13 protein-coding genes are annotated in these 12,348 nt (G+C 52.0%); 10 read left to right on the top strand and 3 right to left on the bottom strand.

Translation table 11 applies throughout. The features are described 5' to 3' along the window. Positions 1 to 64: 64 nt before the first annotated feature. The gene (locus IE156_RS00065; protein ID WP_189390465.1) at positions 65 to 529 is read right to left on the bottom strand and encodes a hypothetical protein; all 465 of its coding nucleotides are present in this window, start codon (positions 527 to 529) and stop codon (positions 65 to 67) included. Between the two features lie 383 nt (positions 530 to 912). On the opposite strand from IE156_RS00065, the gene IE156_RS00060 reads away from it, so the two are divergent. The 3 genes from IE156_RS00060 to IE156_RS00050 all read left to right on the top strand — a co-directional run bounded on the left by IE156_RS00060 (position 913) and on the right by IE156_RS00050 (position 4,210). Then, on the top strand, positions 913 to 1,341 hold the full coding sequence (locus IE156_RS00060; RefSeq protein WP_268248084.1) for a DUF2946 family protein: 429 nt from the start codon (positions 913 to 915) through the stop codon (positions 1,339 to 1,341). A 63-nt stretch (positions 1,342 to 1,404) separates the two neighbouring features. Continuing rightward, entirely contained in the window at positions 1,405 to 3,564 is a 2,160-nt protein-coding gene (locus IE156_RS00055; RefSeq protein ID WP_189390463.1) for a TonB-dependent receptor family protein, read from the top strand. 241 nt (positions 3,565 to 3,805) lie between these two features. Next, a complete protein-coding gene (locus IE156_RS00050; protein WP_189390462.1) occupies positions 3,806 to 4,210 on the top strand; it encodes a copper uptake system-associated protein in 405 nt (134 codons plus the stop codon). Positions 4,211 to 4,296: 86 nt separating this feature from the next. Here the strand turns inward: IE156_RS00050 and IE156_RS00045 are convergent, their stop codons facing one another. Continuing rightward, the gene (locus IE156_RS00045; protein WP_189390461.1) at positions 4,297 to 4,593 is read right to left on the bottom strand and encodes a hypothetical protein; all 297 of its coding nucleotides are present in this window, start codon (positions 4,591 to 4,593) and stop codon (positions 4,297 to 4,299) included. Positions 4,594 to 4,868: 275 nt separating this feature from the next. On the opposite strand from IE156_RS00045, the gene IE156_RS00040 reads away from it, so the two are divergent. The 5 genes from IE156_RS00040 (at position 4,869) to IE156_RS18560 (ending at position 9,832) form a co-directional block, all read left to right on the top strand. Next, positions 4,869 to 6,140, top strand: a complete 1,272-nt coding sequence (locus IE156_RS00040; RefSeq protein ID WP_229840788.1) for a ParB/Srx family N-terminal domain-containing protein — start codon at positions 4,869 to 4,871, stop codon at positions 6,138 to 6,140. Positions 6,141 to 7,110: 970 nt separating this feature from the next. After that, the gene (locus tag IE156_RS00035) at positions 7,111 to 7,668 is read left to right on the top strand and encodes a hypothetical protein (protein ID WP_189390459.1); all 558 of its coding nucleotides are present in this window, start codon (positions 7,111 to 7,113) and stop codon (positions 7,666 to 7,668) included. A 420-nt stretch (positions 7,669 to 8,088) separates the two neighbouring features. Next, positions 8,089 to 8,610 carry a hypothetical protein gene (locus IE156_RS00030; RefSeq protein WP_189390458.1) on the top strand — a complete coding sequence of 174 codons (522 nt, stop codon included), beginning with the start codon at positions 8,089 to 8,091 and terminating at the stop codon, positions 8,608 to 8,610. A gap of 716 nt (positions 8,611 to 9,326) precedes the next feature. Next, positions 9,327 to 9,506, top strand: coding sequence for a YodC family protein (locus IE156_RS18565; RefSeq protein ID WP_189390457.1), 180 nt, complete (start codon positions 9,327 to 9,329; stop codon positions 9,504 to 9,506). Positions 9,507 to 9,667: 161 nt separating this feature from the next. Beyond that, positions 9,668 to 9,832: a DUF2158 domain-containing protein gene (locus IE156_RS18560; protein ID WP_189390456.1), complete on the top strand. Its 165-nt coding sequence runs from the start codon at positions 9,668 to 9,670 to the stop codon at positions 9,830 to 9,832. Between the two features lie 24 nt (positions 9,833 to 9,856). On the opposite strand, the gene IE156_RS00015 is transcribed toward IE156_RS18560, so the two are convergent. Beyond that, positions 9,857 to 10,237 (bottom strand): antibiotic biosynthesis monooxygenase family protein, encoded by a 381-nt coding sequence (locus IE156_RS00015; RefSeq protein ID WP_373296471.1) that lies wholly within the window; start codon positions 10,235 to 10,237, stop codon positions 9,857 to 9,859. Positions 10,238 to 10,467: 230 nt separating this feature from the next. Between IE156_RS00015 and IE156_RS00010 the strand changes: the two genes are divergently transcribed. Together IE156_RS00010 and IE156_RS00005 are read left to right on the top strand one after the other, a co-directional pair. Beyond that, entirely contained in the window at positions 10,468 to 10,893 is a 426-nt protein-coding gene (locus IE156_RS00010) for a LexA family protein (RefSeq protein ID WP_189390455.1), read from the top strand. After that, entirely contained in the window at positions 10,848 to 12,170 is a 1,323-nt protein-coding gene (locus IE156_RS00005) for a Y-family DNA polymerase (RefSeq protein WP_308430463.1), read from the top strand. Before IE156_RS00010 ends, IE156_RS00005 begins: the two co-directional genes overlap by 46 nt. Positions 12,171 to 12,348: the final 178 nt, after the last annotated feature.

Raw genomic sequence — 12,348 nt, 5'->3', positions numbered from 1 at the left:
AAGCCTCAACAAGGCCCCTGCCAAAGCATGGGGCTGTTTACTTCTGAGCGGTACACAGCCCCACTTAAGAAGGCTCGCCTTTATACGCCCTAAACTCTTTTTCCCGCTGAGTCACAGCCAGCTTTTGATTCGCCGGGTCATTGGCATACTCCAGCCATTCCTTAATAATGGGGTGCTGGTCTAGCGCATAGGCCTCTCGTGCCAGACTCAAGGCTTTGTCCAACTGGATAGGCCCGCAAATTCCACTGAAATAATGCTGGGAAAGCGCCACCTTCGCATGCGGCAGATTCATATCACTGCCGCGCTTCAACCAATTCTGCCCAGTACGAACGACACTGCAATTGGTGTAGTGATGGCCGATCTCGTAGTAGGTTTTGCCCAAGGCCATGATGGCCCCTTCATCGCCCTGCTCCGCCTTATGCGCGACTTCCAGCAACTGCTCGCGACTAATGGGCATACCAGGGTAGAAAGTCTGCATCGCCGTTAAATAACGAATATCGGGATTGCCTCCCGTCAGCTCCTTGCTCAAGACTTGCTCCCCAGTCGGGCCCTTATAGTTGACGCCGCAGGACTTCGGATAAGGCCCTTGTGGCTTCAAGCATTCTGCTTTTTCAGCAGATATCTCTGACCAAACGTCAGAAGCTGCGCAGCCGGCAAGCCCAGTAAGAAGTACAGAAATCGCAAGAATTCGAGCTGAGAAAAAGAGTTTAAACACGATAAATAGATGGCCTGTAATTGACGAAGCGATGTCACTTAATAGCGCGACAAGCGAATTGGGCAGGGTACCCTAATCAGACACCCTACACTAAGCCTGCTTGACCATACATACGACTACACCGCGATCAAAGACTCCCCAAAAACAAGTTAAAAAGTCTCAGAACCATACATAAAGACTTGTCATACAATCGCACAATGTGTATCCAGCAGTCCCGTCCTAGGCCCAAGAATGACCTAGCCTGGCAAGTTCTATTTTGCCTGGCGATACTGTCGTTCCTGTGTCGGGCGCTGGTTCCCGTTGGATACATGCCTGACACAGCCAGCAAGCGAGATGGCTTCTTTTCCATCACCTTGTGCTCCCCCGGTGGAAACCCCAGCACCATTCTGATGAGCTTGACGGGGCAGGATGACTCCACCACCTCCGATGGGCACACCGATGTTCAGCCCTGCCCATACGGGCTGGTATTGTCGCAAGCTGCACTGCCCAGCGCCGATATGGCAAGTCTGGATAGCCCTGCTTCTCATGCGCCCTTGCTATTGCCCCAACGGAATCAGACTCGGCCGCCCCTACCCGCACTGGGACCACCTCTTGGCTCACGTGCGCCCCCTGCAAACCTTGCTTGATCTCTCGTCGCTGACTGCATCTTATGCCGTCAGTCTCCAGCGAAGTCATTCCAAGGTTTTTTTATGTCTATTCTTCCTGTTTCTGCACCGGCACACGCCGTGCAGACCGTTCCCTCATCCGTCGCCCTCTCGCCCGTCTGGACAAAGCACAAGGTAGCGCCCCGCGCACTCCTTACTGCCCTGACACTCGCCCTAGGTTTTTTCAGCACATGGGCCACAAACACTCAAGCGCAAACGCCGACCTTGGCCCCAGTTCTGGTCACCCCCGAGCGCGAAAAGAGCCTGACCGTAGCTGACACAGCAAGCGCGAAGGCATCCATCGAGCAAACTGCTGGTAGCGTAGCCTTAGTTCCCGACAGTGTCTGGCGCGATACAAAAGCTGCCACCGTAAAGGACATGCTGGACTACACGCCGGGGGTCTTCGCTCAACCCAAATGGGGCGACGACGCACGTCTGTCCATACGCGGCTCTGGTTTGTCGCGCTATTACCATCTGCGTGGAATCAGCCTTTACCAGGACGGTGTACCGCTTAACGCCCCCGACGGCAGCAGCGACTTTCAACGCATCGACCCCACGGCCTACCGCTACACCGAAGTATATAAAGGAGCGAATGGCTTGCAGTATGGATCCGCTACATTGGGCGGTGCCATCAACTTCGTCACCCCCACCGGACATGAAGCCGATGCATTCCAGGGACGTCTGGATACAGGCAATTTTGGCTGGCGGCGGACGCAGTTAAGCAGCGGTTTTGTCGGCGAAAAGATAGATGGTGTGGTGTCTGGGTCCTGGCAAAGCCAAGACGGCTATCGGGAGCAAAGTGCCGGCCATTCACTGCGAGCCAGTGCAAACCTAGGCTGGCGCATTTCAGATCAGGCAGAAACCCGCTTCTACCTTAGCGGTTTTCAGATCCACCAGGAGATTCCCGGTTCAGTCAGCCGTGATCAAGCACTGAATAAGCCACGGCATGCCGCGCAAAGCAATAAAGAACACGACTGGCAGCTCAACCTGGATGGAGGCCGCCTTGCCAACCGCACCGTTTGGGTCCTTGATAAGACACGCTATGAGCTGGGGGGCTGGTTCGGACAAAGCTCGCTGCGTCACCCCATTTATCAATATGTGGATAGAGATACCACCAGCTATGGAGCCTACGGACGACTGGTCAACTCCACTGCACTGGCGGGCAGAGACAATCGATTTACACTGGGACTGACCTGGTCAGCGGGCAAGATCGATGCGCAAAATTCAGTCAACGTGGCGGGCAAGCGATTAGAGAAACTATCGACCAGCAAAGATACCGCGAACAACCTGACGGCCTATGCAGAAAACGCCTGGAACCTCACCCCCGATCTTGCCGTAATTACAGGCCTGCAATATCAGTATGCCCAGCGCAAGCGAAACGACCTTTATAACGCCGGCCTGCCCACGACGCGTTCCGGTGACAAGACTTACCACCTGTTCAATCCCAAGCTTGGCCTGCTGTGGGACCTCAGTTCACAGTGGCAGGTCTTTGGCAACATTTCACGCAGTGCCGAGCCCCCGACCTTTGATGACATGAACTTCTCGACCAGCAATGATCTGGATCGTCTCAAGCCGCAGCGCGCCACTACCGTGGAGATCGGCACGCGAGGGGAAAGCGGCGATGTGGCGTGGGATATCGCGCTCTACCATGCCCGTATCAAGAATGAACTGCAATGCATTAGCGCGCCATGGAACATCTGCAATCAAACCGTCAATGCGGATCGCACCACCCACCAAGGACTCGAGCTGGGCGTGGAATGGACGGCGGGACGCGGCCTATTCTTGCAAGGAGCCCATGCCGACAGCCTGGTCATCAAGGGAGCCTACACCTACAGCAACTTCAAGTTCGACAATGATAGGGACTGGAACAACAACCAGATGCCCGGCGTACCCAAACACTACTTACGGGCAGAGATTCTCTACAAACATCCCACTGGCTTCTATCTTGGCCCCAACGTCGAGTGGGTCCCGCAGGCCTACTACGTGGACAACGCGAACAGCACCAAGACTCACTCCTATGCGCTGCTTGGCCTGCGTGCAGGCTGGGAGCAAGGTGCCTATTCCTTCTATATCGATGGCCGCAACCTGACTGACCGCCGATACATCGCCAGTGTCAGCATCACAGACTATGCGACGGCCTCCTCCGCCTTATTCGAGCCCGGCACAGGTCGATCCGTATTTGCGGGCGTGCAAATCCAGTACTGAAGCCACGAACTCATCAAGTAAACCTTCCAGGGAGAGCCCATGTCATTCAGTTCAAGGCACAAGGTTCTTATGCAGCAAGCAGTCTATGCGTCACTGCGTAAGAGTCACGCAAACACGGCAATCACAGAGCAAGAACTCTCCTGTCTTTTAATAGTTTGAATCGCAAGGAAATTTTCTTATGAAAACCCATTCGCCCTATCGTCAAACCATCGTTGCGTCGCTTCAGGGGATTCTCTTAGCCATGGCACTGTTAATGGTGCTGTCTGGAACCGCTCGCGCAGCATCTCCAGAAGCCCAGCGCATATCACAGGCCATGAAGGCTATTTGGGATAGCCCCGACGCCCCCCTGTCCATAGAACCCATTATCATCGAGGGCGAGTATGCCCTGGCGGGTTGGACGCAGCTGGCACGTGGCGGCCGTGCGCTCTTACTGAATCGTCACGGAGAGTGGAATGTCCATATGTGCGGAGGTGACGGCTTGAATGATGTCGAAACCTTGACCATGGCCGGGATGAGCGCACAGGCAGCAGAGCGTTTGGTCAAAAAAACCAGCGAAGCGGAAGCTAAACTTCCCGCCGAGATCACAGCCAAGTTCGCTACTTTCGGCGACAACATGATGGTGGATCACAACCATCACCCGGACTAGGTAAACAGCCCCAGGCCATGGCTCAACAACAGGATATTGAAGGGATACGCTAGCGCAATATCCTTGAGCCTTGGCCGCTCCCGAGTTTACGTCTCGGCTACGTCAGCCTGTGTATGATCATGCCCGCAATGGCCACATTTTTTGCGTGGAAATATCGAGTAGCTAGTGAACAAACCCTTGCTCCCCATAAAAGGCGACAAATCGCATTGTGGGCAGCTAAAGAAAACCATTGCCAGCAAACCTTGACCCAAGATATACAGGCCGAACACCAAAAAACTAAACGTGCCCAAAACACGATCCAGCAAAGGCATACCAAAGAGCAAGGCGGCAAGAACCGCCACGCTAAACAGTACAAATAGCCAGGCTTTTTTGTAGAGCGACATTAAAGACCTTTTAAATCAGCATCTGCTGCCAGGTAGTCATTCATAGATTTGATTCAAGGGTGAATAGTTTACGTGATTCAGCGCCTGTTGGCAGCCATCCTATCTGATTCATCCCTGCTCCTGAACAAGCGTTCTTATCCCAGCCAGTAGCCCAAGACCCCGAGTGCAATGTTCCGGCAATACCCGTCCCTCATGATCTAGGATCTACAAACAAAAACCTCCAACGGACCATGAATCTCGCCTTCTTACACTCTCTGCTCCCCGCCCGACAGAACATGCTGCGTACACTAGGTATCGCCCTGCTCCCCTTGGCGCTGGCAGCCTGCGACAGCGGCTCCAGCACCGGCGGCAATCCCAACCCTGACACGCCCGTCGTCACGCCCCCCGTCACCGAAGAGCCCGATACAGAACCCGCGCGCAATGCCGCCTACCTGGACACCAAGGCCGGCGATATCATTAAGGTCCGCATCGAGGAGTTGCACCCCACCCAGGCCGCCATTGGCTACGATCAGGTCTACTACAAGCTGGGTCGCTGGCAGGGTGATATCAAGCGTTCAACCTGGGCCAAGGATCCCAAGCAACAGCTGGACTACCTGAACCGCACGATCGGTAAAAAATTCGACGACTACTGTGAGGATATGGGAGGAACAGAGCGCGCCGAGAAATTTCTGAGCATCGAGGAGGCACAAACTGCCCGCCTGGATCAGCCTACGAGCTATCTGTGCAAAGACGCGCTGGGTTCACAAACAGCGAACCTAAAAACAGTGGTCGTGGGCTGGGACGGAAATCTGTACCTGACCGACGGCCACCACACTTTTTCCTCCCTGCGTGAGATCCCCGACGGTGGCCCCAAATTGCCCGTCTGGGTCAAAGTCAGCGCCAACTACAGCGATCTGCACGATGCCCGCGCCTTCTGGGAGCGCATGAGTAAAGAGAAACTGGTCTGGCTACGAGATGGTCAGAACCAAGCCATTAGCGTCGAACAGTTGCCCACCCGCGTCGGGCTAGCCAGCAAAGAAGAAGCTGGCGGCATGCAGGAAGACCGATATCGCTCGCTGGTGTATTTCACGCGTGACATCGCCTACAACAATGGAGACTTGCCTGAATACGCCGAGTTTCTATGGGGCGACTGGTTACGCCGCCAAGCTGCTGCTGGCCAGATGCCATCGCTGGATCAATACATGATGGTCCCGCCCGCCACCCCGACACAGATTCTGGCGGCCAGCACCTTGAACAAAACACTGAAACCCGGCGGCTCGGATGATAGCTATGCCGCCGCCGTGCGCGACGCCTCCCTAAAAATGACAGCCCTGCAAGATACGGATCTGGTCTTTGAAGACCGGGACGCCGCCGCTTTGGGACGGATTGTTTTAGAGGCTGATGCGGCCAGTGACTCTGCCACTAAAGCCGCCCGCGACACCCTGGAAGAACTGCCCCGCCATGACGTTAAATCTGACGGTAGCCCGCGCGGTGCAGGTAAGCTGTGGTTTGCGGTGAACTACCGTAACTGCGGCAAACCCGCAGGAGGGACGTGCTGGGGCTGGTAAGAGAACAGCGGCAACCCTCAAGCAAGAAAAAGCCCGCATTGCGGGCTTCTTTTATCTGGGGCTTCTATTGCAGAACCCTGCCAAGCACACGGGCATAATCTGTTTGAATAGCCTCCTGGACAGACACAGCCGATAAATTGAGTGTCATGGTTTTGCCCTTGGGAAGTGACATTCCGTTCGCAACAAAGGCTTGCGCGTCTACGAACACTGAATAAGCCCAGAAGGCTTAATCCTCAATGAAGTCATTGGTGACCCTAAGCGAAAAACTCAAGACCAGCGCACTCGCCACCAGCCTCCCCTTCGTCGCTGATTTAATACGCGCTTTGATCTGGGCAGGAATAAATAGCACTAGCAGCATCTCCTCATGAGAGCGAAAGTTAATGCGCTCATCAGAAAAAGTTTGTCACCACCACCAGCTTAAACCCACGCATATAGCCGCTCCTCTGTTTATTGGACTGTTTTGTTTGAGGCATTCTTGCTGCTATCACTTTGGCACCCTGTTTATTATTGAATTTAAGTACGATCGTAACCCCTCAGGATACTTATGCAGCGGGTGCTTCAGATATGTCTTGAGCATTGGCTTACTGATGCCTGAAAAAGACATCGTTCTATTTTCACGCGTTCTTGTCCAACTAAGACTACCTGCATCGCTATTTAGGAAAAAAATAGCTATTATCGACCAGCAACAACCCAACAGAACACCCTTGTTTAATCACACGAATAAAGAAACCTCAGGTAATCGGCAAGATTACAAAGGTTGAGTTGAAAAATTTAACTATAAATTTTTCATGCTAAGCAACGTTAAGAATCAAGAAATAAAAAATTAAGCAATGATTAGAACCTTTATCCAGTTTCTAGAAGTTATTAACGAGAAGAGCTAGGCAAGAACACATAAGGGGCCATTTGGCCCCTTATTTTTTAACCATAAAGTAACAAAATTTAATTTAATAATTGAAGGTGAGATAGCGTTATGAAGACAATCGCAGTATTAGCTCTTTCAACAGTGCTGGTCGGCTGCTCCACCTACGCCGTCCCTCGGTACAGCATCTCTACTGATACCGTCGTCGCCCTACGAGCCGTTGGCGATGTAAAGGCAAATGTTGGAGACTTCCACAATGACAGCCCGACTAAAAAGGACAGTCAGCCAGGAGAAATCATGTGCCGTGCCGTTGGGCCCATCAAAACGCCTGACGGAGAAAGCTACGCCGACTATGTTCGCAAAGCGCTTATTAGCGAACTCATCATCGCTGACATTTATGAGAAAGAGTCCACGCTTGAACTCACAGGCAGGCTAACCGCTCTCGACTTTGACTCAATGGGCGGAACGTGGATTGTGGGCATGGAGCTTAGCTCATCCAATGGAAAATCGATCGCTGTCAGCAGCACTCATAAATATACATCCAGTTTTTATGGGGAAACGGCATGCAATCAAACGGCACAAGCGGGCCTAGGCGCCATCCAGGACGCAATCCGCGCACTCGTCACACATGCTGATTTCAAAACACTTCTAACCCAAGCTGATAAATAGCATGAGCACAATCTCAAAAGACGCCAAATCACCTGTCTGACAAGGCAAGCTGCACTCACTACGCCAAGCACGAGCTCCCTGTCACTGCGGTGCTCGTGCAGGCGCAGGTAGCTATGCCATCTTTAAGAGCTGCATCGACAGGGAAGTGAATGAATCCCTCTCTCCCCAAAGCATCCAATCTTAAGAGCAAAGCCCCAAACCCTTAAACGGCCAAATTATATGAACGATCGCTCTCCACTCACCCCAACCGCTCTCCATGAGTGCACAGTCTTAGGCGCTCCCGGGTTCCCATTTTCCCCTGGCGACCGTATCAAGCTTATTTTTGAAGGGGACGCGGTAAGCTCCCACTCCGCTGCGAGAGCTGCCTCTTTCTCTTTGATCGAAGTCGCCGATATCTCCGTCACTGGGCCAGGAACCGTCATGAGCGGGGGAGGTTTTATCGGAGGCGGCTTCGGTGTAGACGGGGCGCTTACTGGAATGGCGATAGCAGGCGTGCTCAATGCCTTAACCAGCAAGAAAACGACACAGACTTTTATAGTGTTAACGACAAACTTCGGTGAGCTGCATCTGCACTACACACTCATGGAACCAGCCGCACTACGCATTTTCTTGGGAGACGTCTTTGTGCGATTACGCTTTTTAAACACTAAATGGCGCCATGAGCGCGTAAGAGTCATTGATGATCAATTAGCGAGTGGTGCTATTTCCGACGCAGAAGCAGACGCTTTTAAGGCAAGGTTAAGGTTTCCACCAGAATGGTCAGACCCTGCTCTTGATGCAAATCACACACGCCTGGAAAGCAAACGACTGGCAGACCTTGCCCCTAAAGGAACATGCCCAAGTTGCGACAAGGTCATCCCTCTATTTAGCGAGACCTGCGAACATTGCAGAGCAAATTTTGGGGAGTATTCTTCTTGGAGTGTCATCCCGCTTAAAGCCTGATGTAATATTACCTGCGACTGTCAGCACCTCTCCTTGAAATGCTGGCAGTAATGAAAAAAGGCCTACAACAAAAATGCTGTAGGCCTTTTAAAATTTGGTCGGAACGGAAGGATTTGAACCTTCGACCCCTTGCACCCCATGCAAGACAGAAGCAGCCAACCATACATAAATCAACAACTTAGGCTCGACCTAACTACTACCACTGCCCTACGTTAACCTAGAGCGCGTGACAGTATCACGCAAAAGTCACGCACTCTTTTACCCCAACGCATACGCGGCCCGCCATAGAGCGGGCTTTTTTTGCGTCCACAAATGGCTAGCTCTCCCAGCTTGCTCCGTTAAAGCCCTGCCAAGTGCCGTCCACTGTGGTCTTGTACGGAATCCCTTTATCCCCCAAGAGCTTTAATAGGCTCTCTACATGATGAGGCGCAATGTTTGGATAGATCATGACTCCTGGCGTCTTTGCACTGGGGATGCAAGCCTCGTTGGTGCACGCTACTAAGGAGACATACGTCGGTGTCAAATGACCAGCGTTAATCTCAAAATGCATGTTTGTCTCCATTATTAGTTTTGTGATGTAGCAACGTATAAAAACCCCACCTAGAGGGGGGCTGGCTCAGCTAGGAAATTATCATAATATTTCGAATGAAATAATTTTATAGATAATTTATTTACATATTGGCATACTGTGGCCTCTATTTATCTACGGAGGATTCATGAGTGCGTTCAATGTTGGTGACGTAGTCCAGCTGAGAAGCGGTGGCCCAGAAATGACCGTGTTGGCCGTGCTGCATAGTGGTGAGGTCACATGCGCCTGGTTTACCCCCGATGACGCAATCCAATCGGAGAAGATACCGATTGCCGCGCTAATGACGGTAGAGTTGGCAAATCCTTAAGCAAACCGCCCGTACGGGCGGTTTGCTGTATCTGTCTCTTAAAAAACGCGTCTACTGAGACAATCAACGTTACAGTCACCTTCGTTTTGACCCAGGACAAAGAACCAGTTAAGATTTCAGTTTATAACCGTATGACCCTAACTTTTCTTTGGTAGAGCACAATGACAGAAATAGCCCCTGGCAGCCTAGTCACTCTCAAAAGCGGCGGCCCCAAATTAACGGTCGAGGTTGTTCACTCCGATCAAAAAGTAAGCGTCTCCTGGTTCGTTAACAACGAATACCAGTTCGTAACGATCCCAGTTGTAGCAGTGCATCTTGCTCAGTGAGGGATCGAATATACATCACAGACTTTAATTTGCACTCGCAACGATAACACTATCTATCGGCGCATTTTTGCGATCGTGCAATCCATAATCTCTTATTACTGAAGTTACGCGAACGCGGTAGTCTTTGAAGATTCTATTTCGTCCCGCTGCCTGGGCAGACAAATGTGCATCTACATTGCGCCATTTAATGACCGCTTCCTCATCGTGCCATGTCGTGACGGACATTACCTTTTCGGGGTTAACGGTACTTTGGAAGCATTCAACCGAAATAAAACCTTCATTAGACTCCAGCATAGGAGTTAATTTATTCACTAGATCTACGTAATTTTGATTTTGACCTTCGACTGCTTGTAACTCGAAGAGTACAACAATCATTTTTTTATCTCCTTGTTTTAAAATTTTCATTTATCTCTCGCTTGAATTCTATTAAAGAAATGGCCTGCACAAACAGGCCATTTTCATATATTTAAGCAGACCACTTTAAAAACAAAATCGAAATTGATTGCCCGATACAAAATGAGTTAACGTGCTGTCCGACGCAAAGCTACCTAGGGCCGGTTTTTTCTCACCGGTAGTCTGTAACACCTGTCAAGCCGTTAAGTGCTAAATTACTGTTTTTTCATACAGTATATGTTATGACAGCCCCCGTCCCTCTCTCTCAACTACCAGTACACGTCTGGACCACACCCTCAACGGTGCAGTGTGGGTTTCCCAGCCCTGCTGAAGATCACGCCCAAAAGCGGCTCGACTTGAACGAGCTGCTGATTAACCAACCTGACGCCACCTTCTTCATGCGTGTGCGCGGACCCTCCATGCGAGATGCCGGAATTGATGATGGTGATTATGTGGTGATCGATCGCTCTATCGAAGCTAAGCATGGCCAGGTAGTACTGGCTGTAGTGGACGGCGAATTCACCATCAAGCGCCTTTTCCGTAGAGCCGGTCGGGTAAAGCTACAGGCAGCAAACCCAACATTTTCAGATATTGAGTTTCGGGATGGGCAAGAGCTAACGATATGGGGAGTAGTGACATGGACACTCAAAGGCCTGCTCCCCGCATAGCTCTCATAGACGGCAATTCCTTTTACTGCTCTTGCGAGCGGGCGATGCGCCCTGCTTATGAAGGCCGGCCTTTGGTGGTGCTCTCCAATAACGATGGCTGCGCCATTGCTCGGACAGAGGAGGCCAAAGACCTCGGCATCAAAATGGGTGCGCCTTGGTTCAAGATCAAGCACCTGGCCGACACCCACGGGCTAATTGCTTTGTCCGCCAATTTCAATCTGTACGGCGACCTCAGCGGCAGGATGATGAACGTCATCGGCCAGTTCTCTCCCAAGCAGGAGATTTACTCAATCGATGAATCCTTCCTGGATCTGACTGGCGTACCAGGCAGCGGCCGGGAAATCGGCGGGGCAATCCGTCAGCGCGTTCGTCAGTGGGTCGGCATCCCTACTTGCGTGGGCATCGGACCGACAAAGACTCTGGCCAAACTCGCTAATCACTTAGCCAAGAAGCTGTCCCGCCTCCAAGGTGTCTGTGATTTATCGGAGCTTTCTACTTCGGACCTCATGCGCGCTATTCGGCATGTCCCCATTAGTGATGTGTGGGGTGTAGGTAGGCAGCTTGCGTCAAAACTTCAAGCACTTGAAATCCATACGGCAGCAGACTTAGCTCAGGCTGATTGGCGCGTAATGCGCGATAAGTTTTCTATTGTGGTTTCCAAGACTTCAAGAGAGCTGGCCGGTGAGGCCTGCTTGGAATGGGAAGAAGTGCCAGCGGATAAGCAGCAAATCATGTGCTCTCGCTCGTTTGGTCGGCCTGTATTGGCCCTTGAGGATCTGGAGCAAGCCATCAGCACCTTCGTCAGCCGTGCAGCAGAAAAGCTACGCTCGCAAGAATCCATGACTGCATCGGTCCTGGTGTTCATCAGAACAAGTTACTTTCGCAATGACCCGCAGTACTCGGGCGGCACTGTGGCACGCTTGCTCGTTCCCACTGACAGCACCGTCGACCTGGTGCAAGCCGCCCTCTCCGCTTTACGGAAGATCTATCGGGAAGGATTTAAGTACTCCAAGGCAGGCGTATGCCTGCTGGACTTAGCAAGTCAGCAGCAAGTAGCCTCTCAAGGCAGTCTTTTTTCAGCCGCACCCCCGCCCGCCTCAATGGACAAACCTGCCCTGATGTCCGTTCTTGACGACCTTAATCAGCGATACGGACGCAGCACCATCGCCGCAGCTAGCTCATTCGCGCCTGACGATGCAGTGTGGAAGATGAAGCAGGAGCGTATGACTCCTGCCTATACAACCGACTGGAGCCAAGTTGTTGACGTTTGGAAATAGCCAGCCTACTGTCCAACCTAGGCCCTTATATTAGGAGCGTGTCATGTGTGGACGTTTTAGTCAGCGGGAAGCTGCCGAGATCTATGCCGCAAAAGTTGGGTGGAAATCCAGCAAGACAGACGTGGGTGAGGGCCTCAAATATAACGTTCCGCCTGGTACGCGCCCCATCGTCCTCCAC

Source organism: Alcaligenes pakistanensis, from assembly GCF_014652815.1.
Taxonomy (GTDB): domain Bacteria; phylum Pseudomonadota; class Gammaproteobacteria; order Burkholderiales; family Burkholderiaceae_B; genus Alcaligenes; species Alcaligenes pakistanensis.
This window is presented reverse-complemented; position numbering and strand designations above follow the sequence as displayed.